This window comes from Paenalcaligenes sp. Me131 (genome assembly GCF_050487225.1).
Lineage (GTDB): Bacteria > Pseudomonadota > Gammaproteobacteria > Burkholderiales > Burkholderiaceae_B > Paenalcaligenes.
This window is the reverse complement of record NZ_JBKQGY010000001.1, coordinates 876,383-898,217: the sequence shown is the minus strand read 5'-3', so window position 1 is coordinate 898,217 and position 21,835 is coordinate 876,383. Positions and strand designations below refer to the sequence as shown.

The following is a 21,835-nucleotide window of genomic DNA, read 5'->3' as shown; positions in this document are numbered from 1 at the left end:
ACCATAAACTCAGGAGAAAATAATGCGTCAGTTTTTAGGGGCAAAACTGTTGGCAGCCGCTGCACTAGGCATGGCATTGTCGGCACCAGCATCTGCAGACATTATGGGCGGTTTGAAAAGCCAGGCTACAGAAAGCTTAGGCGCTAGTCTGGGTGGCGGTAGTGTTGGCGGTGCAGCTGGATTAGGTAATTTGGGGTCCTCATTAGGACTGCCCAGCATTGGTAGTGGTGCAGCCAGCAACGTGGCAGGTATTTTGGAATACTGCCTGAAAAACAAGTACTTGAAAGCAGCTAACGCTGACAATATTAAAGATCAGTTAATGGGTAAGTTGGGTATGGATAGCCCTGCCAAGCAACAGCAAGACGCCGGTTACCAGCAAGGTTTGACCGGTATGTTGTCGGGCAGCGATGGTTCTTCTTTCGATATCAGCAAAGTCAAAGACGATCTTAAAGAAAAAGCATGCGATTACGTGTTGGATAACGCATCGTCCTTGCTGTAATTTCTATATAGTTAATAGAAAAGCCGCATACCTACTGGTTGCGGCTTTTTTAATTGGGTTTGCTGATGTATTACAGAGGGTGAAGCGCTCGTTAGCGTTAGTTGGAGTAGCGCTCATACAGCTTGCAACCACCATCAAGACCCGCTGTGCAGGCTTTGTTGAACCACTCTAGCGCTTTGGCTTGATCGGCGTCGACGCCTAAGCCTTGTAAGTAGATAAAGCCCAATTGCACATGCGCTAAGGCGTAGTCTTGATCCGAAGCCAAGGTTAACCAATAACGGGCTTGTTCATAATTTTGGGGTAGGTCTTTGCCGTCTGAATAAACCATGCCTAATGAGGCTTGCGCTACGGCTACACCGTCTTTGGCTAGTTGCTTCATTTCTTCTAGTTGTTCTGGGGAATAACGATGAGTTTGTGCGTGTGACGTCGCAAATCCACCTATAAAGAGGGCAAGTAGCAGCCCCAACTGAGCCAGTGTTTTACGCATGGATGATTCCCTTTTTAATTCGCTGTAGTCAGGATTATAACTAGCGTAGTGGCTGGTTATACAAGGCATGATCAAGCGTATATTGTCTATATTGAGGCAGTCGCTGGCCTTTCTAACTGGGGCAGCAAGTGTGATGCCATAGGTTGAGAGGTAGCCTAATTTATACTGTAGGTTCTATAACGTGCGGAGCAGTAGGAGCTACAGCGTGCAAGAAATTGGGATTGTGGTGTATCCAGGCTCACAACAAGCAGCCATCTTGGGGCTTACTGACTTGTTTGCAGTAGCAAACCGAGTCGCTGCTGCACATGCTGAAACAGACGTTCCCGCCATTAAGGTCACGCACTGGCATTACGAGGCAGCAGCGGCAGCACCCCAGAAGGCGTTTGATAGTTATGCTGCCATTGCCTCTGATACGTTAGCTACATTGATCTTGCCGCCCGCCTTGGGCGATCCCTTGTCATCTCAAGACATGCCTGCATTGCTGACATGGTTACGTGAACGGCATGCAGAAGGTGTCGTGTTGGCATCGGTGTGTGCGGGGGCGTTCCCGTTGGCCGCGACTGGCTTAATGGCTAATAGGCGTATGACCACACATTGGTCTCATGCTGAATTGCTGCGCCAACGATTTAGCAATGTGGTGGTGGATGCCGATCAACTCATCATTGATGATGGGGACATCATCACCGCAGGCGGCTTAATGGCATGGACGGATCTGGGGCTGCGATTAGTCGATAGGTTGCTGGGGCCGTCTGTGATGATTGCTACTGCTCGTATTTTATTGGTAGACCCAGCAGGGCGTGAGCAGCGTTTTTATAGTGTGTTTTCACCTAGGCTGACGCATGGTGATGCCGCCGTGTTAAAGGTGCAGCATTGGCTGCAAGCGACCCAAGCCCATGATACGGCTCTGGCCACGTTAGCGCGTGAAGCTGGCTTAGAAGAACGCACCTTTTTACGCCGCTTTCAGAAAGCAACGGGGATGACCACTACCGAATATTGTCAGCGATTACGGGTAGGTAGGGCGCGAGAGCGATTGCAGTTTAGTAATGCATCCATAGATAGCATTGCGTGGGAGGTAGGCTATAGCGATCCTAGTGCTTTTCGAAAAGTCTTTTCTCGTATTGTGGGCCTAGCCCCCAGTGACTATAGACGCCGTTTTAGCGCCACTACCACATCAGCAACTGATGCGTAGCTGATGTGGTGCTCATGGCCATCGCCCCAAGATAGGTATGTCGTTATTGGCCTTGATGTTGTCAGTTCCGCCGCTTCGCACATAGGGCGTTTTTGACGATCATAGTGTTTCAGACGTTATTTCTTACGGAGAGTGAAACCATGACAAAACGCGGCCTAATTGTCGTTGACCTGCAAAACGAATATCTACCAACTGGCAAACTCCCTTTATCAGGTATTGAGGCGGCTGCAGCGAATGCCGCTCGTGTGATCGCTGATGCGAGGCAAAAAGCGATGCCTATTTTTCATATACGTCATGAAGCAACGAGTGCATCTGCCCCTATTTTTGTGCCTGGCTCTGATGGTGCTGATATTCAAACGGCTGTAGCGCCTATGGCTGGCGAGCCAGTGATTGTGAAGCACTACATTAATGCGTTTAGAGAAACCGATCTTAAGCAGCAGCTGGATGCGCAGGGCGTGGACGAGTTGATTGTGGTGGGGGCGATGAGCCACATGTGTGTGGATGCCGTGGTACGTGCTGCTGTCGATATGGGATACCCTGTCACCGTGTTGCATGATGCATGCGCTACGCTAGAGCTGAGTTTTGGTGAGGTTACTGTGCCAGCAGAACATGTGCATGCCGCGCTGATGGCAGCATTTGTGTTCGGATACGGTAAGGTGACATCCACACAAGCGTATTTGGCTGCTGCCGAAGGCTAGTTCTTCAGACCTATACATAGATGTAAAAACAGCTTGGTGGGCGATGCGTCGGTGTTTATCGTTCCAGAAATAGGACAATGATGCTCAAAATGAACGACTAGTGCAGCAGTGTAGCGGCTTTTACTATGAGTACATGGCACTTTTATTCAAAACCCGCACATCAACATGAATGTGCAAGACATTGCGTAAAGGTTCTACTTCCCCGTTAATTTGAGGAGTTTCTCATGAGCAAACCTTATGTACGTTTAGATAAAGACAACGCTGCTGTATTGTTGGTAGACCACCAAGCTGGTTTATTGTCCTTGGTACGCGATATAGACCCAGACAAGTTCAAAAACAACGTATTGGCGTTGGGTGATTTGGCGAAGTACTTTAATTTACCGACCATTTTGACCACCAGTTTTGAACAAGGCCCTAATGGCCCACTGGTGCCAGAACTCAAAGCTCAGTTTCCTGATGCGCCGTACATTGCACGTCCAGGTCAAATCAATGCATGGGACAACCAAGAGTTTGTGGATGCCGTAAAAGCCACAGGTAAAAAGCAATTGATCATCGCGGGTGTGGTGACGGAAGTGTGCGTGGCTTTCCCGGCGTTGTCCGCACTGGAGGCAGGTTTTGATGTGTTTGTGGTGACCGACGCTTCCGGTACTTTTAATGCGCTAACACGTGATTCCGCTTTGGACCGTATGTCTCAAGCAGGGGCTCAGTTGATGACATGGTTTGGTGTGGCGTGTGAACTGCACCGCGACTGGCGTAATGACGTAGAAGGTTTGGGGCAGCTATTCTCCAACCATATTCCTGATTACCGTAATTTGATGACTAGCTACAGTACTTTTGCGAAATAATGGTAAAAGCATAAGTGGCGAAGAGTAGGGCGGCATTGTCTTGGCGGTGTCGCCCTATCTGGCGTAGTGGGTGTACTGTGGTGGATATCAGATGCTCAATGCCTTAGCACTGCATTCCCAATTTCTTAAAACAAGTAAAGGCCTGATTTTATGCAAGCGTTAAAAGGAATCATGTGGTTGATGTTGCTGCAACTGGCGGGCGAAGCTTTGGCGCATGTGTTGCAGTTGCCATTTCCAGGGCCAGTGGTGGGGATGTTGTTGTTGGTGTTCGCACTGTACTTCCCACGTATACGTGAACCGGTCAAAGTGGCGGCAAGTTTTTTGTTGTCTCACCTGTCGCTGTTATTCGTACCGGTAGGGGTAGGGGTCATCACGCATTTAGGCTTGATTCGAGATCATGGCATCAAACTAGGTGTTGTGATTCTGGTGTCAACATGGGCAGGAATGATTGTTACCGTACTTTTGGTGCGAGGTCTGATTAAAAACCAATACGAACCCACTACAGAGGAGATGAACCGCGATGCCTAATTTTGTTGAGCTTTGGGTTTATCTCTCATCGGAACCGCTGTTTGGTTTAAGTGCCACGATCACAGTGTATGTGCTGGCCCATAGTGTGTATGTCTATTTAGGTCAGGCGCCCTTAGCAAATCCGGTTCTGTGGTCTGTGATTGTGCTGGGTTCTGGTCTGATGATTACACAAGTGCCATATCCCACCTATTTTGCTGGCGCGCAATTTATACACTTTCTGTTAGGGCCAGCTGTTGTCGCGATGGGATTCCCTTTATGGGAACGTCGTGAAGAGTTACGCCGAGGCTGGGGGCGCTATGTCATAGCCGCTTTAGCCGGTGGGGCAACCGCAGCGATAGTCGCCGTAGTGTTGGGCTGGGCATTGGGTTTACCGGATGATGTGTTGCGTTCCTTAGCGCCGAAATCAGTGACAGCACCTGTGGCTATGGGTATTGCTGAAAAAATAGGTGGTGTGCCAGCATTGGCGGCTGTTTTTGCGGTGTTAACAGGCTTGGTGGGCGCATTGTCGGGTAGTTTCTTGTTCCGACTCTTGGGTATAGGTACTAGGGATGCAGACTGGGTGGCGCGTGGCTTTAGTCTAGGTACCGCGTCACATGGTATTGGTGCTGCTCGTGCTTTGCAGGTCAATGCGGATGCTGGGGCGTTTGCTGGGCTGGCATTAAGCCTGCAAGTGTTGCTGGCGGCATTGTTGATGCCATTGGTTGCGCGGTGGTTCTAGTGGGATGTTGGCGATGTATCTAGCAAGATTGGTTTGAAATCTACGCGGTGTAAAACAGGGAAGATAACGTGAATAAATGTGTTTGCGCTGTGCTTGTAGCTGCGTGCTGTACTGCTTTTACTGTTTCAGCCACGAATGATGGGGATCAATCATTACAGCAACTGGAAGTTGAAGCTAACTGTGCTTACATTACCGTGTTTGCTAGGGAGTCTATCCTAGCTAGTTTGGATAACGTCCCCTTCAATGACTATATGAAAAGGGTGGCAGAACAAGCGGCTGATGAATCCCAGAAAGCGTTGCATACCAACATAGCGAGACAAGCCTACGAGTACGTAGACCAAGAGGGCAAGAGTTTCAGTCGTTACGCGCTGAGTGCAAGCTTTCAGAGTTACTGGAACGATAAGTGCATGCAAACATCGAAGTAGTGCGTATAAATAGTAAAGATAGGGTAAAAAAAACGCCACCATAATTATGTATGGTGGCGTTTTTGTAGGTTAGGCATAAATGCCTACACGTCACAGAACTTATGACGAAGCAGTGTTTGATGGCCATGCCAAAGACTCTGCTGCCAAGATAGTTCTACGCATTTCTTCATGTTGAGTGTGTAGTGAGATATAGCGATCTTGCGCTGCATCATCTCGAGTAACCGTGCCGTTGAATGACTCTTGTACGTAGTTGGCATACCAGACGGACTCACTGACCGTCATGCCTACAAAGACTTCATTGTCGTCCTGATCGGTAGACAGGGCACGGATTTCTGATAGATACGCCCGTTCATTGGGCTCAAATTTCAACATAAGACTCCTTAAATGAATCTACATTGTAGTCGTCTCTGTGAAATAGCCTAGGACTCCTATGTTTTTACTTGTTTGTAGAACAGTCAAGCAAACCTGCTTTTCAAGGTTCTAGAAAAATTGCGACGTATTTCAGAAAGTCGTCTTTCCTGCGCCTGTTCTTCTTGCTGTTTAGCTGTTTTTTGAGGTTCAAGCAACGGGGAGACGTGCAGGGGGCTCAGGCCGCCCTGATTCAGTTTGTGGTAAATCATTTAAGATCTCCAACGCTTCTTCATCTTGATCAGTGAGAGCGGTTGGGAGCAGGTGCTGCCAAAAGCGTAGCGTAGAAAAAAGTGAACGCGTAGTAAAAAGTTAGAGGCGAGCGAGGGTGCTGGCCTTTTTTATGATTGTTGTAGTTGTGTGTTGACGCGCTTATTTACTATGGGGCTTTAAGACATCAAAGTACACCTATACTTGTAACAGTGGTTTTGAGAATAGCTGTACAAGTTATAGCAATGTATTTAGCGCGTATCCGCCAAACAAGCGGGGTTGCACGCAAAAAGAGGGGTGGTGCGAGCGTGTGGCAGACGTTTACTTTGTAACAGAGCTATCTATTACTCACGATAACTGCGATAGTGCGCTGAGGGATATGTTTCCCTTGATAATTTAGGATTTACATTGAATACAGAAATCGGCATTGTTAAATGGTTTAATAACGAAAAAGGCTTCGGTTTTATTGCTCCGGAGAATGGAGGCCAAGACCTTTTCGTGCACCATAGCGAAATCCAAGGGACAGGTTTTAAGTCTCTTGAAGAGAACCAACGTGTATCTTTTGTTGCTGGCATGGGTCAAAAAGGCCCTTGCGCGACGAACATCCAAGTTGTGTAAGCTCATTTCTTACATCGCCATGTAAGAAAAGATAGCTCTAAAAAACCGGCATGTATAAACACTGCCGGTTTTTTTGTGTCTGCTAAATGTGATGCTAGTACTTGCCGTTTGAAAAACAGAAAATCGCAGTGCTGTAGCGTGAACATTAGGTTCTGCTAGTTCAGTAAATGGCCTGTTCTTAATAGAGTATAGGTGTTGTGCTTACAGTGCTAAAGCCAAAAACTTAGTACCAGGAACGGGGTTGTAACTAACGGGATTAGCAGGCAGAAAACCTAAGGATTCGTAGAGTTTTTGCGCGGTAAGAAACTCAGGCAACACATCTAAGCACATACGCGAATAGCCAATCAGCGTAGCTTTCGCGATTAACTGCTCAACCAATAATTTGCCGATATTTAAGCCCCTCGCAACAGGGCGAACATACACCCGTTTTAGCTCGCATGTTGAATGATCAACTTTGCGGATAGCCGCACACCCAACGACATTATCCTTGTGCCACGCTAATAGAATACAGCCAGTAGGTTCTGCATAGTCGCCTGGCAGTAAGGCAAATTCAGCTTCAAAATTTTGGTAGGACAGGTCTTGCTGAGGGCTTTTGACATACTCTCTAAAAATCTCAAGTACTGCGGGTTGATCGCTAGGGAAACGTGCTGTTCGGAGAGTGATGTCAGTCATGGTTGGGCGTGTCACTGTGCTAGAGAATAGGATATCTTGGAGGTGCTCTATCAGTGTACTGGTAGTGTTAGCTTTGGCAAGGTTCGCGGATGCAAAACAACGAGCCATAAAAGCAACCGAAGCGCTACACTGAGCGTGTTTTAGGGAATGAATAAGTAGAAATAACTCTCAAGGGGATTACATGCAGGGAAGCTGTTTATGCGGTGCCGTCGCGTATGAAATAGATCAGCTCGATATGCCTATAGGGCACTGTCATTGCCATACTTGTCGTAAAGCGCATGCAGCGGCTTATGCTTCAACAGCGGGTGTAATGCGAGAGCATTTTCGTTGGATACGCGGGGAAGATCTGCTAACCAGTTTTGAGTCGTCGCCCGGCAAGCTCAGGCGTTTCTGTTCTGTGTGTGGCTCGCATCTGGTGGCAGAGCGTACTCATCAACCGCACGTTATTCTTCGTGTCGCGACCTTAGATGAGGATCAAGGTGGTAGGCCGTCAGCGCACATTTGGCGCTCACACGACGTGGCTTGGCTGCAAGACGATGCTGCGGTTCAGTCCTACCCAGAGTGGCAAGCGGGCAGATAATCATGATGAACAGCAATAAAACCAGTGAGGCTTTAGGGTGCAGATAGCTATTTTTCTAGTTGTGGTATGTGGTGCTGCACTCGTCGCGCCTATTTTGCTTTCTGTAGCGGTAGCGCTGCTAGCAATAGTCCTTTGGAAAGTCGGCAAGGCACGAGTGGCGATGCAGATGGCATTTATCGTAGCTGCCGCAGTGCTTACGTATTGGGTGAGTACGATTACAGCGTTGATGCTGGCCACGTCTGATGCTTATGTGATGGCCATAGCCGTAGTTGGTGCGGCCGTAGTCGCTATTGGAGTTTTTTGGGCTCTGTTTAGGAAGGTGGTGTTTACGCCTGCCAAGTGAACGCTAGTAGGTTGCTCGCATTGGACTGCTGATTTCTAACGGCGTCTAGGTCGTCGTTGTAGCTTACTCGCCATGCGATCAATCTATTGGTTAAGAGCCAGCAGCGTACGAATCACATCAGAGCGTGTGATCACACCAACCAGAACTTTCTCGCGTAATACAGCAATGAACTGCACATCATGCGATGCCAGCTCCTGCAAAAGATCACCCATAGGTGTATCTTCTTGCACACTCATCTCAGGCATGCGCATTAGTTCCTTGGCGGTTGATTGCTCTTTAGGTGATTTATTGCGCAGACGTTTCCATAGTGTTTGTTGTTGACGCGCGTGGTGGTCTTCCCAGAGCCAGTCGAACAGGTCGGCACGCAGTACACGCCCAATCAATTCTCCTCTATCATCCACCACAGGCAAGCTTTTAATCAGATGACGATGAAAGAGCTCCGCTACTTCTTCAAGAGGGGTCTCTACGCCAATGGTAAGTAGGGTAGAGGACATCACCGTGCCACAGTTCACACTGGACATGCGGCGTTTGATCGCGTCTTCTTCGGCGGCAGCAAGCAGATCACCCAAATCCTCAGGTGTTAGGTTATAGCTCTGTTCAAAGCGTTGTAGCAGTTGTTGAAGATCATCCTCACTGAGCGCTAGACGAGTGCTGGGGCGTTGGGTCTTGGTGGCAGCGGGGGAGTGCTGCAGATAGCTACGACCGCAAGCGCGATGATAGAGTACACCTACGGCAACGACAGTAGCTGAAAGCATTGTCACGGGGAGTAGCAGCAGCCAATCTACGGGCAAAAGCCGTTCTGCCGCTAACACCATCATCAAGGCCACAGCACCACCGGGCGGATGCAGGGCGCGCAGCAGAAGCATCAACGCCACCGCACCTGCTACAGCCAGAGTCGCCAGAACGGTATGAGGCAGAAAGGGAAGCGCCCAGAGTAGCAGTAGGGTATAAAACGCGGATACGCTGTTGCCAATGATGCAGTTCCACGGCTGTGCCAGCGGACTGCTGGGCACGGCAAACACCAGCACTGCGCTGGCGCCTAGTGGAGCAAATAAGAACAGAAGGTGGGGGTGCACATAATCGGCCAGCACTACCAGCAAGCAGGCGAGCGCAACGCCTAATCCAACGCCAATACTGGAGCGTGCCAGCTCCTTCCAAGAAGGACGCGAGGCCACAGGCCCCAACCGCTGCCACAGTGTTTGAATGAAGAGCATAGAGTTGACTGTGGGCGATCAAGCAGGACGATTGCCCACGTAACGTAAACGTATCCAGGCAATCAGAATCCAGGCCATTAGCACAAAGCCAAAGTAGCCGAAAAATGGATAGACCGTGCCCACCAAGTTAATGAAACCGACCTTTGTGCCTATTAGCCCTAGGCCAGCAGCAACAGCCGTACCAATATTGAACTTCAGCGTATTAGGGGTAAAAATACGCGCCGAGAAAGAATACAAAACGCCCACTGATGTGGTCAGAATCATTGCGAAAATAACGACTGAGATCAGCGTCCCAAAAAGTCTAGACTGCTCGGTAGCCAACATCAACATAGGCAAAGCTGCTGAGCCAATAGTATCGATACGGCCAAACACGCTGACGCTAATCAAAACAATCAACCCACCTAGCAGCAAACCACCCACCAGACCGCCTAACAGCGCATTACGTTTAGATGTGGCTTGCGAACACGCAATCATCAGAAACGGCGCACCTACCACCATGTTGTAAGACACATAGAGTAGGGCGGCTACTAGCCAATTACCTGCTCCTTGGGGTTTTGTGTTGGCGATAATATCCAGTTCATCTAAAGGCAGACTGCGTGTATCCAAGCTGTAAATACACAGAACAATCACCATCAACACCAATAAAGGCGTGATGCTAGCAATAAAGGCCAAAACTCGGTTGACGCGCAAAAATACGATTAACACCGTGACCAACATCACAGCAATACTGCCGTACTCTGCAGGTATGCCCCATTGTTGCTCCATCAACGAGCCACCACCCGCAAACATCACCACAGCAATGGCATACATAAAGAAGGTGATCATGATGTCAGCCACAATCCCTAGTCGTGGCCCACAAATCAAATACAACCCTTCTTTAAACGAATGCGATACCGATACTTGGCTTAACTCACCAACCGCCATCCCCAGCACAGCAAAACACAAGCCACTGATTACTCCCCCCAGAAGCCCCCAGTAGCCAAAACTACTAAAAAATTGCAATACCTCTTGTCCTGAAGCAAAACCAGCACCCACAACGACTCCTACAAAAGCCATTGCTATGCCCAGGATGTTTTTAATATTCGACATGCATTTTTCTCCGAGGAGCTAAAAATTATTGTTTGTGTATACGGAAATAGCGGGTAGATAGCACTGTGACGCTAGAGTTCTTAGTATTTCAGTGCTTCAGCGTTCCGAAATAGGGATGGTTTTGTCAAAAATACGTAGCTGGTAAGCATACCAACGCTATGGTCTGAATGCCACTGCCATCTATAGGGGATTGACGATCAGATGCTGGACCTGAAACCAAAAATTCACAGATTAGGGTGGTATGGAGGGAGGGGGTGACACTACAGATTGGGGGGAAGTGCGCTGGGGGTAGGAATAATCAGAAGTTTCTTATTTTATGAGGACGCTTGGCAGGCTATCTTTAGGGTGCATGTTTTTTCATACGTTAAGGTAATGGAAAAGCTTTACGCCACCATAGCTTGCCTGAGCTTGGTGGCGTTTTTTTTTTGCTCATGAAGAGTGTGAAGGCTGCAAAAGCTGTTATTGCTGAACTCATTGCATGGAAGAAATTGAGGGAAAATGGCAATAAAGATCTGTCACTCGCTACCTGATTGTGCTGTTATTATCGTTGTGTTCTTTTTAGAAGAGTGCTGTACGACATAAGTATCTTTTCTATGTCGGAAATTTTTGAGATTATCAGGAGACGGCCTGTGGTTGGTGAGGTGATCGCAATAGTGGGGGCGGTGCTGCTATGGCCCCTGGTGTTCGCTAGCACTAAGAAGACAGTATTTGGCCGTAGGTTGATAATTGCGACGGGTATTATTTTAGTTTTGGCTGGTTCGTTTATATCCTACTCTGCCACAAATCAGGGCGACGATGAGAAAGTGGTTGATGAGGGAAAACAAGCAGCGGAAAATGTCAGAAAAGCTATTCGTATACGGTCATGGCATTTTTGATGGATCGAAAGATTGGTTTTCAAAAGTACCTATATAGAGTCCACTTCGGTGGGCTTTTTTGCGTCTATGCATTTTGGCTTATGATCTGTTTGGATCGCCAATGCCTAAAGCTATGTATCAATACGAAGCTGATATATATCCCTAGGTCCTACACACCCTTCGGGGTGGTTGTTTGTGCTGTATTGTAGTTATCTATACCTTTTGTTCCCACCTGATGTAATGCAGTACCTGCCCCCTCTGGGGCCGTAGCAGTTACTGTTTGAAGAGCATGGGCAGCTTGATCGGGTTGATGAAGGGCTGTAGCTTCGAGAAACGACAGGTCTAGGCGGTGAAGCAGGCGGTGTCATCCACTTTTTTATATCACTACAGTCTTTTTCTACACAAAGATGCTCACTAGAAATCCATTTTGCAGTCTCGGTGTCAGTGCTGATTCTGCTCCACCCGTTGAGCTCCTCATAAATAGTCACAGCTTGACCGTGAGGAAGGCTGCTTAGCACCCTGCCATTTGCAGAGGAGCGGACGTTAAGTGATTTCGGTCCAATGTAGCGTGTGGGCCTTTGTACGATCGTTGGTAGAGTAGTAGTTGAGGGAGCTACAAAAGAGCTCTGGGATGGAGCCACTGCAACTGGAACTGTTGACCGAACCTTGCTGGATGGACTGTCGGAGCCGCAAGCTTTTGCAATAACAACTAGGAAAATAACGGCAATTAAGCCACGGCCAGAAAACTTCATTGAATTCTTATCATTATAGAGTGATGTCGTAATCTAGCATTTAGCTCATGGTTATTAAACTGGATGAAAAAACAGCCAGACTAAAGTAGCAAGAAGAAAAGTAGGAAATATATTGCTATCGTTCCAGTGTCTTTCGGAGAGGTATGAGAATGAGAAAGGTGGTGTTAAATAGAAGATTATTGCCGCTTTTTCATACCTACCACTCCCAAAGTAAACTTAAGGTATTGTGATCTGCTCCCAACCAAGAGGTGGAGTTGGTGAGAGAATCTTTCGCATCATGGCTATTACCTCTTGCCGTGACACTTTTTTATCATGGAGTCTTTGGCAGAAATAACGATGCCCATTTTCAGATAGCTTGAAACCGTTTTCAGTTTTAAGAAGCCTTCCTGATTCAATATGTGTGCGGTAATTTCCCATGAAAAGTGTTACATCAAAATCTTCACCGACCAACAAACCAGATATCTCTAAAATGGCATGCCAATAAGCTTTTATGTCTCTTGAGTTGGATGGTGGTGGAGACGTCATTTTATTTAGGTTTTCCATTTTTACTCCAGCGATTGTTGATTTGGTTTGGACTATGCAGACACTGCAAAGTGGGCAGACATGGTAAATAGGTTGCAGGGGTGTACAAGTGTGATTAAGATGTTTGTGGCGATGCTGCCAGAATTATTAATTAACCTGCGAGGCAGTGCATGATGGCATAGCAAGGCGGGGTCTTAAGCTAATAAATTAGCGGCAAAGCACTGATCTGATTTGATTTGATTCTATTGTTAAAGTATCAGTCGTTTAAGATACGGTATGCATTGCATCCTTCTTGAAGCCCATTTTTGCAGGCACTTCCAAACATCTCTTTCGCAGTAGCAGTATCCTGTTGAACACCTTGCCCCTTTACGTACATGGACCCTAGATTGAATTGTGCTATAGCAACTCCTTGTGCTGCGGCTTTTTCGTACCACTCACGAGCTTTCGCATAGTCTTGCGGAATGCCTTGCCCGCTGTGGTACAGGAGAGCTAGATTTAGTTGAGCTCTAACCTCTCCTAGAATGGCGGCTTTTTCATACAATTCACGAGCTTTTCTGTAGTCTTGCTGGACGCCTTCGCCGTTTGCATACACGAGTGCTAGATTGAATAGAGCCTGAGTATGTCCTAGGTCACCTGCTTTTTCGTACCAGTCACGAGACTTTGCATAATCTTGTAGACCACCTTGTCCTTTTGCGTACATGAATCCTAGATTGAACTGGGCTGTAGCGTCTCCTTGTTCAGCCGCTTTTTCATACCACTGACGAGCTTTCTCGTAGTCTTGCTGGATGCCTTGTCCGTTGTCATACATAAGAGCTAGATTGAGTTGAGCATAAGGATTGCCCTGTGCAGCTGCTCTTTCGTACCACTCCAATGCTTTTATAGGGTTTTGCTCTGTTCCTAGGCCAAACAAATAAAAACTGCCTAAATGTGTTTGGCTATCTGAGTTTCCTTGTTCTGCACTTACCTTAAGCTCCATGAACATTTCCTCTTGGCTACGTTCAGGTTCAGCGAAAGAGAGTGAGTGAATACTAAAAATTAATGTGATGGATACTAAGAGGCTTTTCATGGTGTGTTTCAGGAGGGCTTTTGCTTATCTTAAATTATAAGCACTACTCAGAGAGGCTTAAACGGTTAGCATCTGGCCGTTTTTAAACTCAATGTCTGGCTACATGTTCGGCAGGCTTAGCGAAGTTACTGGAGAGTGGTAAAGGAAAAGCCCCGATAAGGGGCTTTGATGTGCTACTAAGACGACAAGCTATTTTAAAAGCGTATTGTCTCAAAGGTTTACTCAGCAAGTTCACTCATCAGGAGACGATAGTTATTACAACCGGTTTTGTCACCGTTATCACAAGCTTGTTTGAAAAGTTCTTTTGCTGTGGCTTGGTTCTGAGGAGTTCCCTGACCGATCATGTACATAACGCCTAGACTCAACTGAGCATCAACATCGCCTTGTTGAGCAGATTTTTCGTACCACTCAAACGCTTTTACATCGTTCTGAGGAACTCCTCTACCTTGGTCGTACATAACCCCTAGACTAAATTGTGCTTGAGCAAGTCCTTGTTCGGCGGCTTTCTCGAACCACTCATGAGCCTTGCCGTAGTAGTTCATCCAGTAATAAAGCAGGCCTAGATAGTATTGTGCATGAGGATTACTTTGTTCTGCTTCTCGTTGAATGGTTTTAAAAAGGTCTTGATCTACAGCTCTAGACTCCGCTTTAGAAAAAGAGCTGATACTAAGAGAGAGTAGCAAACAAGAGAGAAGTTGCGTCCATGTTTTTTTCATTATTGATGCCAGAGGAACTGAACGGATATTCGACAAAGCTCGATCATAGCAATTTACATGACGGAGTAAAGTGAGGCTTAGTGTCAGGACGATAGAGTAGTGTTGCCGCGTTCAGATTGGTATGGATCAGTGGGGGCAGCTTACTGGATGCTAGGGGGCGTAGCCTGGCTCTAAGTGCTGATTAAAAAACAGGATTTTAGAGCCTTCTAAGAGAGCAAAAATTACTGAGTGTGTATGCGGTGAGTATGCGAGAGCATCCTACGATACTGCACCTAATTTTTGGGCAGTATCGTATCCATAGAGCCAGTTTAATTATTGAATCTCTAGCTCTTTTGTGAAGTTGTATCTGAGGTTGCTGCGCACAGCCTCGATGGACCATATCCAAAACGCTGTTCCGATGAATTCAGAGATTAAAGCTTCAGTGCCTGCAATCCATAACCAGCCGGATAAGCCCAGCAAAGGGACTACTAAGCCGTGTGCAAATACAGAGACGAAGAACCCAAAAACAATACCGTGAAGTAGTTTTACTTTTGGCAAGTATTCGGCAAGAACGCAGTAGACAATAGCCATGGCGATTGAAAATAGTATATGGACCCCGTTCCCACCCCAATTAATTGAGGAGCCAAGCCATTCGTATGTCATAGAGTCAACATGGAAGCCAAGCTTTTCGAGCAAGACAATTGGCGGTGGCGTGGTTTCTGGTGTTCTAGGTGGGATTAGTGTTTCAAAGCCAGATTTAACTAGGGCTGAAAAAATACCTGCAACTACACCTATATAAATAGCTAAACAAACATGCCGGTACTGTTTTTGTGTGGTTTCAAGTAAGTTCATCACTGAGTCCTTATTAAACTGAAGTTTAAGTTGAAGGTATATGTAGGATGGTCGTGACTAATGTATCCGTATGGCGCGATAGAGGAGCGACATGTTTTGTTTCAATATGTTTTTCGCAACGTTTTGATTGACGTGAGTAGGAGGATTGCTAATAGTCATGCGGTGAAATGATGTGAGGGTTATTGTCTAATACTTCGACGAGCTACTTATAAAAGAATGCTTACAGACTCTATATGGTCTTTCTGTACTGGATAAAATAAATAATGAAAAAAATATAAATCCATGTATTAGATAGCCGCAATCATATATTGGTCGGTGTGCCCATGAGAGAGTGTAGGTAGACTTATGCTAATCTTGGTACCCATCATGGATGAAGGGGGCATGTAGCAAGGTGTTGATCTGCAGTTGGCTCAGTAGCCAATAGCGCTCAAGTAGAATTACACCTCTTTAATAACGGCAGTGTTTACTCTGCTTTTCATCATCGCCCATTGATGAGGTGAGCTTGTGTTGATTTCCAGATCAATTGCTATGGCGGTACTGCTGATAAGCATCTCGGCGGCATCTCCGGCATCAGCTATGCAATTGAAGTTAGAGGGCTTGAAAGAGCGCCTAATCATGCATCTAAAGGAAGTGCACCAGTGTGATTTGTTGACCTTTGAAGTTGATGAGCCAATGGGTGATGACGGATGGCGTTTTTCTATCAAGAATGAAACAACGCTAGAAGTGCAGATGCAGCGCAGTGGGGATTTCATTACATCGTTAGAGGCAGTGAGCGCAGACCAGGGTTACGACGCGCTAGATGATTTGTCGTGCCTGCTGGTAGCAACGATGCGGGCGTTGCAGCCAGAGTCTATAGATACTTACGACGCATTTTATGATGCTGCCTTTTATTGGGCTCGGTCAAAGTTCGATCGTTACAAGACTGAGTTTTTTACTGATACGCTTACCGTACAGTACGAGCCATTAATGTTCAGGTTTGAGTAATTGTGTGATGCCCCTCTTACGAAGGGCCTCTCGTTTGCTCGCCAGTAGGGTTGATGTGGTTTTGAAGGGACCGCGCTCTTTCTTGATGGGCTACCAGCGCTCAAGCGGATGTGTAACAATGGAAGGCTTAAGCAACCTACAAACTAGGGAGATTTCCATGAGTACTAAAATCGTTACTGAAGCTGACCGCAAGCGCACTCCGCGTCCCGCCCTACCCAAGGGCATGTCCATTTCCAGAAAAGGTGCAAATGTGAGCAGGGAGCGTGGCCCGCATACCCACCACAAGAAAAATCCTGGAAAGCGTCACCGATAGGAGCAGTTCGCCACCAGTATCTTTCTGCCGACTTGCTTGCTGATAAGCCAGCGCATGTCGAGGAAGGGGCGCTGGTGGCCTATGGTTTGGCTGGACGGGCCGGGAATTAGTATTCGGGCGCCGTTTGCGTGAGACCACCAGCCATTTAGAAGAGTACAGTTTTGTATAGCTATTTCGGCTATCTGCTCGTCACTCAAAACAGTCTTATTGTTCATTGCTAGGCTCCTAGTTGATTGACGGTATAGGAAGATAATGCGTCACTGTTTTGCAAATCTCGCAGTCGACCTGCCACTGGTAGCGCAACGTATCGGAATTCAGGACTCGACTGCCTAGACGTAGATGGCCGAATTGGTTAATACATAACACAAACTCACCAGAGGATTCGGGCATACCGTCCTTAACGATGAATGAATACCTGAATACGCATATAGGCTAGAGCGACCCTCTGGCACTAAGTGCCCATCGGCATCAAGGATACTCGCTCTTATTGCCTGTGAGTAGTGAGGTGGTTTGTTTTAAGTTAACTTCTGATGCACAGTTAGCTCATATAAGCGCAGAAGATTGAAGAAATACCAATACTCATCTACAGGTTGAGCTGCCTGTCTTATTACGATTGAACCGTCTGCTTTTACTTCGCTCTCCAGAGTTTTTTTATTTTTCGAAGTCTTTCTGGCGTTAAATTCTGAGTAAGATCACCTTTGCTGTGGTCATTAGGGCAAAGTACGGCTAAGTTGTTTGCATTGTGTGAGCGGCTGGCTACCCATGGGTCAATGTGATGGACTATGACGGAGTCCGTTCGTGAGCGGCAAATGCAACATGTCCATTTGTTGTCATAGAGCAATTTTAATAGGCACTGTTCTGGGCAGAGCTTGGCAAGACTAGTAACTCTGGGCAACAAAAAGCCGCAGATCGTTGTGATGTGCGGCTTTGCTTGGCAGTCCTAGGCACTGTTTGGAAGTGTTTTGGTAGGCGGTACTGAAACGGCAATTCAGTCTATAAGCATTGATGCGTGTATGTTTCACTTTTACTGCGCTATTCCATGCCCCCAAGTATGCCCCCATTATTTGGCGCTGTACTTGTCTGGGTGTTTTAACCATTCTAATACATCAGCCCCACGCCATAAAGTGCAACGTCTACTGAGCGTAATAGGCGAGGGGGCTTTTCGTTCTGCTATACGTCTATGCCAGGTAGATTCAGAGATTGGCAGTACGTCTTTAATCTGTCCCCATCTGTACAGAGCCTTAGGTTCGATGTCATCAAGAGTAAGCTTTTCCTGTACAGGAGAGGCTTCAGTGAGATCTGCACTCATGCGGGAAAACACTTTGCTCTGGGTGTTGGGAATGCTATTCACGTTATACCTCCGTTATGTTACCGCTGAGCATTTTGAGTAGAGCTGTCCGGTACTGGCCTAGCGACTGGTATGTGGCTGTGCTGTCCCATGTTCTCGAGTGTTTGTATCTGTGTCATGCTATCTTCCGGTTTAAGAAAATTCTCTAACCCCCCCTCCTGATGGGATAATTCTTTGGGGAAGAGTCTTGGTGTTTGATAGGTAATTAATATTTAGAGGGTTTTATGGTTTTTTTTAATACTGATGAGCCCAATCCAAAGTCTCAACGCGTGACTGAAGGAGATCTCATAAAAGGGAGCTTGAATCCACGTATTTTTATGCAAGGTGTGTATCTGGTTAAACAAGACCAAGTTCCTGATATAAAAACACCTCCGCTATGGCGGACAAGTCTGGTTCGCCGCAGAGGAGGGGTTGTTGAGGCGAGGAGCTGGGGTGCTGTATTGATGATAGAGGTTGATGATCCCGAAGACTCAGAAACAGTTGCTCGTGTTCTAGGCTATTTGAATAAGTATCGATGAGGTTCTTACTCAACCCAGACGCACTTGGTGGGTCTATGGGATGGGAGGGAGTATGCGAAAAGAAAAGTGGTGGAAAGAGGTATGGTCAGACTGGAAGTCTGAGTTTTGGTTTCATATCGCGGTAGCGATTGCAAGCGCCGCAGTTGCAGGTGGTATTACGAGCTACATGTTGGATTGGCCGCTCATCTTTGGCGCTACGTGGGTTGAAGTGCTCACGGCTTTGGGTACTGTCGGTGCCGTGGTTATGTCTCTCCGACTTGCGGGCATACAGGCTAGGAAAGAAAGAGAAGAGCAAGTTAAATCAGCAAGGAGGTCTTTGGCTGGCCGACAAGCGGAGGTTGCTAAGCTTATCGGAGACCTTATACGTCAGCAACGTGACGAAAATGACATGCAGAGATTTCTCAGGACATCACAAAGGCGTATAGCAAATTTATTGAGGCCAACTAATGACTTGGTGAATAAAGAGTTCAATCGGAAACTTATAGCTTGCGCTGATAAGCTAGGTTATTGCTTGCAAGACTATGATGATGGTATAGAAGTAGGGGGCGAGAGGCTTGACTGTGCCGTAACCTATCTTAGGGACGCAAATAAGATAGCGAAACAGTGCTGGAAAGATATGGGGTATTACTGGCTGGGTAATTCTCATCCAGGACCAGGAGAGCACGAACGGGAAATAAATTACTTTGAAGCCCTAGCATCTGAGAAATAGTAGAGCATTTTGTATTTATTGTATTGATAGATTATTGAAGTTGGCATTTTCGGCTCTAACTAACTCCGACTTTGTTCACCTCCGAGCGCATCGAGTAGGTCATCAAGCAGACGGCTAAGCTCTCGCGTGATGAGTGCCATTTCCGAGTTGAAAATTTCTTCATCATCGCCAGAAATGGACGTTTCTTGCTCTTTGATTTCCTGCATTTGCTTACGCCCGGGCTTGTAGCCTTGGGCTTCAGCGGCTAATCGCAGTGTCTCAGCGCGTACTACTTGGTTGATGACGGAGTTAGGCAGCAGCTTTCTTTCACTACGCATGCACAGTAACAATTGCCCGTCATTTTGGTAGACTAGGCCGTGCCCGGCGCGTGGTTAGATCCAACCAAGTGATATAGGGTCTTGGCTAGTGCCTGGTTGAAAGTGGTGGTGTTCAAGCAGTTCAGAGAGTTGGGCAGCATCGAGCGCCCACGCGGGATCTAAACGGTAGATCCGTAGGTTTTTAATTTGCATGATAGGTATTAAGAAAAATGACCGAGAAACAAGCCGGTCAGATTATTAGGTGCGTAAAGGAGTGCTGGTGGCGTATGGCTTTAGTTATAGCCATTCCTTTGGCAATAATGGCCTGGGTCTTTTGGGGTTCACCAGTCACTGTAGCGCTAGAAGACGGAGCAGCGGTCTGGGTCCAGGCGTTTGGTTCAATTGGAGCTGTGGTCGCGGCGATCTATGTCTTGCATAAACAAAGGAAGGACATGGTCGAAATGGAGAGCAATACGATCAAGACGGCTGAGTTGCGTTTGTTAATGGCTCTAAGGACAGAAATTGTTATTCGCCAAGGCCAGTACATGGAAAAGATTGGGAATGCTATTGCTGATGGCTCTATAAGAGAGGTAGGCCCGTTCGAGTGGGCAGCACCGGAAAATCCTTTCCATGTCTATACCGCTATGTGCAAAGATTTGGGGTTGGTAAAGGATGATGGGCTGCGGGCTTTAGTTATTAAGACTTATGCTGAAATGGAGGGGCTGCTCTATTCAATTAGGACGATGAAAGACGAACTAAATAAAGTGGCTCAGCAAAATTTATGGCGTAGCCCTCATGCACAACAAGGTATTCAAAATAACTATAGGATGGTTGAGAGCCATCACGCTCAGACTGAACAACTGGTTAATTCATTGCTGGATGAGATTCAAGCGTATTTGTCAGCTCCCCATTAGTTTGACCTCTTCGCTGGAAGTATTTGCATTTGGTCAGCAATGATCTCGGTGGTGTAGTAGTCCTTACCGTCTTGGCCCTGCCATTTGCGTGTGCGTAGTCGGCCTTCAACGTAGACTGAGCTACCTTTTTTCAGGTATTCGCCAGCGATTTCTGCTAGACGGTTGTAGAACACCACGCGGTGCCATTCGGTTGTTTAGACTCGCTCACCGGAGTTTCTGTCTTTGTGTGTAGACATAGTGGCGATTGAGATATTGCAGATGGCGTTGCCTTCTGCGCCGTAGCGTACTTCAGGATCGCGGCCTAAGTTGTCCACCAGAATTACTTTGTTAACTGAAGTCATGGATTAGTGTCCGGGGTAGGGCCAGTGAAGGCCAAGATTACATAAATAGTGATGCAGACCAGCCAGCTCCAAAAGTAGGCTTGGGTAGGTATTACTTCGCTGGGGGCGATGGGGGGGCGAATGTGGTGTTGCCAAACCATGTGCCGGTACCGCCAACAGCAAAGGCGAGCCTCCACAGGAACAGGCTAGCAAGCATGCTCATGATGTATTTCCTGTCGAGTTGTCAGCTGATTTTCTGGCTGAGCTTGTCGTTGGGAAGATTGATTCTACCTTGCTGGTCGATGTGAGTGTATAGAGTCCTTAAAAACACGAATTACCTCAATTGTTTTATCTTGAAGTGAGGAGTGTGGTCGCGGTCGCTGTACGTTTGCTATAGGGTTGAGCGTTTCAATAAGGTCTGCCTCAATGGAGGAGATGGACTTATTGTCTATCTCTGAAACAGGTAGGCTAACTGCTATGACGTGAGTACTCCCCGCTTTACGAATAGATCTGTCAAAGTGTTGTCTAGCCTTTGGGCTTGGTTCGTGACCAGGTATGTTGTCTGGATTCTTCCATTTCTGCCAAATATGATCAGTATTCATTTGATGCTCACACCAAGCGAATGGGCGTTCGTCGCGTAGCTCTTCATCAATCCTTGAGCGAAGGCTTGTGCTTACTCCGTATCCCGCTTTACCTAGATAAACACTTCTCCAAAGGCCAACTGAAGTATAGAAGCCCCATAGATAAAAGCCAGCATCTGAGGGGAGTGATGCTGTTATTTCTTTGACTTTTTTCCCGTATTTTCTACCAGCCGTAGATTTTCCAATAAGAGCATCCATACCCAATACATTAATTGCATGGTGGATTAGAGGCTTGAGCTCAATTACGTAGGGTTTCATATGCTTTTGGCTATGGATGAGAGCCTATTGGTTAGTGTTAGTGTTGAGTATAAATGAACGGCTTAGATCGTATTAGTGAAACTAGAGGTTTTGAACACTAGCGAACAGAGTCATTTCAGGTATTGAGTAAGCAGCCCGCCAGTCGAAAGATTGCGCGGGTTTTTATTTGTGTGAAGGGCCGTTTTGCTCTTTCGGATGGCTGTATCAGAGCGCAGAGAATATATAGAAATACACCGCAGAGAAGCCGGCGCTTAATACTGTAATCGCAAG

Annotated in this window: 28 protein-coding genes and 2 pseudogenes; 13 read left to right on the top strand and 17 right to left on the bottom strand. The window is 47.0% G+C overall.

The features are described from left to right. Positions 1–22: 22 nt before the first annotated feature. Positions 23–499, top strand: a complete 477-nt coding sequence (locus ACLPHM_RS04330; RefSeq protein ID WP_430220035.1) for a DUF2501 domain-containing protein — start codon at positions 23–25, stop codon at positions 497–499. 97 nt (positions 500–596) lie between these two features. Here the strand turns inward: ACLPHM_RS04330 and ACLPHM_RS04325 are convergent, their stop codons facing one another. Then, complete coding sequence (locus ACLPHM_RS04325) at positions 597–986, bottom strand: tetratricopeptide repeat protein (protein ID WP_430220034.1); 390 nt, start codon at positions 984–986, stop codon at positions 597–599. Positions 987–1,191: 205 nt separating this feature from the next. Between ACLPHM_RS04325 and ACLPHM_RS04320 the strand changes: the two genes are divergently transcribed. From ACLPHM_RS04320 to ACLPHM_RS04300, 5 genes are all read left to right on the top strand, one after another. Further along, a complete protein-coding gene (locus tag ACLPHM_RS04320) occupies positions 1,192–2,175 on the top strand; it encodes a GlxA family transcriptional regulator (RefSeq protein ID WP_430220033.1) in 984 nt (327 codons plus the stop codon). A 140-nt stretch (positions 2,176–2,315) separates the two neighbouring features. Further along, on the top strand, positions 2,316–2,873 hold the full coding sequence (locus tag ACLPHM_RS04315) for a cysteine hydrolase family protein (protein ID WP_430220032.1): 558 nt from the start codon (positions 2,316–2,318) through the stop codon (positions 2,871–2,873). A gap of 224 nt (positions 2,874–3,097) precedes the next feature. Beyond that, positions 3,098–3,718: an isochorismate family cysteine hydrolase YcaC gene (gene ycaC, locus ACLPHM_RS04310; RefSeq protein WP_430220031.1), complete on the top strand. Its 621-nt coding sequence runs from the start codon at positions 3,098–3,100 to the stop codon at positions 3,716–3,718. A gap of 150 nt (positions 3,719–3,868) precedes the next feature. Beyond that, positions 3,869–4,246: a CidA/LrgA family protein gene (locus tag ACLPHM_RS04305; protein WP_430220030.1), complete on the top strand. Its 378-nt coding sequence runs from the start codon at positions 3,869–3,871 to the stop codon at positions 4,244–4,246. Beyond that, positions 4,239–4,964, top strand: a complete 726-nt coding sequence (locus tag ACLPHM_RS04300) for an LrgB family protein (RefSeq protein ID WP_430220029.1) — start codon at positions 4,239–4,241, stop codon at positions 4,962–4,964. The genes ACLPHM_RS04305 and ACLPHM_RS04300 overlap by 8 nt, the downstream gene beginning before the upstream one ends. Positions 4,965–5,488: 524 nt before the next feature. Here the strand turns inward: ACLPHM_RS04300 and ACLPHM_RS04295 are convergent. Further along, positions 5,489–5,761 (bottom strand): hypothetical protein, encoded by a 273-nt coding sequence (locus ACLPHM_RS04295; RefSeq protein ID WP_430220028.1) that lies wholly within the window; start codon positions 5,759–5,761, stop codon positions 5,489–5,491. Positions 5,762–5,844: 83 nt separating this feature from the next. Beyond that, a complete protein-coding gene (locus ACLPHM_RS04290) occupies positions 5,845–6,009 on the bottom strand; it encodes a hypothetical protein (RefSeq protein WP_430220027.1) in 165 nt (54 codons plus the stop codon). A gap of 406 nt (positions 6,010–6,415) precedes the next feature. On the opposite strand from ACLPHM_RS04290, the gene ACLPHM_RS04285 reads away from it, so the two are divergent. Continuing rightward, positions 6,416–6,625 (top strand): cold-shock protein, encoded by a 210-nt coding sequence (locus ACLPHM_RS04285; protein WP_430220026.1) that lies wholly within the window; start codon positions 6,416–6,418, stop codon positions 6,623–6,625. 201 nt (positions 6,626–6,826) lie between these two features. On the opposite strand, the gene ACLPHM_RS04280 is transcribed toward ACLPHM_RS04285, so the two are convergent. Next, a complete protein-coding gene (locus ACLPHM_RS04280; protein WP_430220025.1) occupies positions 6,827–7,297 on the bottom strand; it encodes a GNAT family N-acetyltransferase in 471 nt (156 codons plus the stop codon). A gap of 181 nt (positions 7,298–7,478) precedes the next feature. Between ACLPHM_RS04280 and ACLPHM_RS04275 the strand changes: the two genes are divergently transcribed. Then, positions 7,479–7,877 carry a GFA family protein gene (locus ACLPHM_RS04275; protein WP_430220024.1) on the top strand — a complete coding sequence of 133 codons (399 nt, stop codon included), beginning with the start codon at positions 7,479–7,481 and terminating at the stop codon, positions 7,875–7,877. Positions 7,878–7,914: 37 nt separating this feature from the next. Then, entirely contained in the window at positions 7,915–8,220 is a 306-nt protein-coding gene (locus ACLPHM_RS04270) for a hypothetical protein (RefSeq protein WP_430220023.1), read from the top strand. Between the two features lie 83 nt (positions 8,221–8,303). Here the strand turns inward: ACLPHM_RS04270 and ACLPHM_RS04265 are convergent, their stop codons facing one another. The 7 genes from ACLPHM_RS04265 to ACLPHM_RS04235 all read right to left on the bottom strand — a co-directional run bounded on the left by ACLPHM_RS04265 (position 8,304) and on the right by ACLPHM_RS04235 (position 15,264). Then, positions 8,304–9,434, bottom strand: coding sequence for an HPP family protein (locus ACLPHM_RS04265; RefSeq protein WP_430220022.1), 1,131 nt, complete (start codon positions 9,432–9,434; stop codon positions 8,304–8,306). An 18-nt stretch (positions 9,435–9,452) separates the two neighbouring features. Continuing rightward, positions 9,453–10,523 (bottom strand): YkvI family membrane protein, encoded by a 1,071-nt coding sequence (locus ACLPHM_RS04260; protein ID WP_430220021.1) that lies wholly within the window; start codon positions 10,521–10,523, stop codon positions 9,453–9,455. A 1,063-nt stretch (positions 10,524–11,586) separates the two neighbouring features. Continuing rightward, positions 11,587–12,129, bottom strand: a complete 543-nt coding sequence (locus tag ACLPHM_RS04255; protein ID WP_430220020.1) for an SH3 domain-containing protein — start codon at positions 12,127–12,129, stop codon at positions 11,587–11,589. 216 nt (positions 12,130–12,345) lie between these two features. Next, positions 12,346–12,672: a hypothetical protein gene (locus ACLPHM_RS04250; RefSeq protein ID WP_430220019.1), complete on the bottom strand. Its 327-nt coding sequence runs from the start codon at positions 12,670–12,672 to the stop codon at positions 12,346–12,348. Positions 12,673–12,907: 235 nt separating this feature from the next. Next, positions 12,908–13,717, bottom strand: coding sequence for an SEL1-like repeat protein (locus ACLPHM_RS04245; RefSeq protein WP_430220018.1), 810 nt, complete (start codon positions 13,715–13,717; stop codon positions 12,908–12,910). A gap of 218 nt (positions 13,718–13,935) precedes the next feature. After that, complete coding sequence (locus tag ACLPHM_RS04240; protein ID WP_430220017.1) at positions 13,936–14,433, bottom strand: tetratricopeptide repeat protein; 498 nt, start codon at positions 14,431–14,433, stop codon at positions 13,936–13,938. 312 nt (positions 14,434–14,745) lie between these two features. Further along, positions 14,746–15,264, bottom strand: coding sequence for a DUF1440 domain-containing protein (locus tag ACLPHM_RS04235; RefSeq protein ID WP_430220016.1), 519 nt, complete (start codon positions 15,262–15,264; stop codon positions 14,746–14,748). 504 nt (positions 15,265–15,768) lie between these two features. Between ACLPHM_RS04235 and ACLPHM_RS04230 the strand changes: the two genes are divergently transcribed. Then, positions 15,769–16,248, top strand: coding sequence for a hypothetical protein (locus ACLPHM_RS04230; protein WP_430220015.1), 480 nt, complete (start codon positions 15,769–15,771; stop codon positions 16,246–16,248). 157 nt (positions 16,249–16,405) lie between these two features. Continuing rightward, positions 16,406–16,561: a hypothetical protein gene (locus ACLPHM_RS04225; protein ID WP_430220014.1), complete on the top strand. Its 156-nt coding sequence runs from the start codon at positions 16,406–16,408 to the stop codon at positions 16,559–16,561. Positions 16,562–17,189: 628 nt separating this feature from the next. On the opposite strand, the gene ACLPHM_RS04220 is transcribed toward ACLPHM_RS04225, so the two are convergent. Continuing rightward, positions 17,190–17,402 carry an HNH endonuclease signature motif containing protein gene (locus ACLPHM_RS04220; protein WP_430220747.1) on the bottom strand — a complete coding sequence of 71 codons (213 nt, stop codon included), beginning with the start codon at positions 17,400–17,402 and terminating at the stop codon, positions 17,190–17,192. Between the two features lie 219 nt (positions 17,403–17,621). Further along, a complete protein-coding gene (locus ACLPHM_RS04215) occupies positions 17,622–17,912 on the bottom strand; it encodes a helix-turn-helix transcriptional regulator (protein ID WP_430220013.1) in 291 nt (96 codons plus the stop codon). 221 nt (positions 17,913–18,133) lie between these two features. Between ACLPHM_RS04215 and ACLPHM_RS04210 the strand changes: the two genes are divergently transcribed. Together ACLPHM_RS04210 and ACLPHM_RS04205 are read left to right on the top strand one after the other, a co-directional pair. Then, positions 18,134–18,427 (top strand): hypothetical protein, encoded by a 294-nt coding sequence (locus tag ACLPHM_RS04210; protein ID WP_430220012.1) that lies wholly within the window; start codon positions 18,134–18,136, stop codon positions 18,425–18,427. Between the two features lie 52 nt (positions 18,428–18,479). After that, positions 18,480–19,136 carry a hypothetical protein gene (locus tag ACLPHM_RS04205; RefSeq protein ID WP_430220011.1) on the top strand — a complete coding sequence of 219 codons (657 nt, stop codon included), beginning with the start codon at positions 18,480–18,482 and terminating at the stop codon, positions 19,134–19,136. 59 nt (positions 19,137–19,195) lie between these two features. On the opposite strand, the pseudogene rdgC reads toward ACLPHM_RS04205, so the two are convergent. The 4 genes and pseudogenes from rdgC to ACLPHM_RS04185 all read right to left on the bottom strand — a co-directional run bounded on the left by rdgC (position 19,196) and on the right by ACLPHM_RS04185 (position 21,505). After that, positions 19,196–19,645: pseudogene (gene rdgC / locus ACLPHM_RS04200) on the bottom strand (recombination-associated protein RdgC). A gap of 651 nt (positions 19,646–20,296) precedes the next feature. Next, positions 20,297–20,386, bottom strand: a complete 90-nt coding sequence (locus ACLPHM_RS04195) for a hypothetical protein (RefSeq protein WP_430220010.1) — start codon at positions 20,384–20,386, stop codon at positions 20,297–20,299. Beyond that, a pseudogene (gene ssb / locus ACLPHM_RS04190) lies at positions 20,349–20,687 on the bottom strand (single-stranded DNA-binding protein); the annotation flags it as partial. The pseudogene ssb and the gene ACLPHM_RS04195, both read right to left, overlap by 38 nt. Positions 20,688–20,953: 266 nt before the next feature. Then, positions 20,954–21,505 (bottom strand): hypothetical protein, encoded by a 552-nt coding sequence (locus tag ACLPHM_RS04185; RefSeq protein ID WP_430220009.1) that lies wholly within the window; start codon positions 21,503–21,505, stop codon positions 20,954–20,956. Between the last annotated feature and the right edge of the window lie 330 nt (positions 21,506–21,835).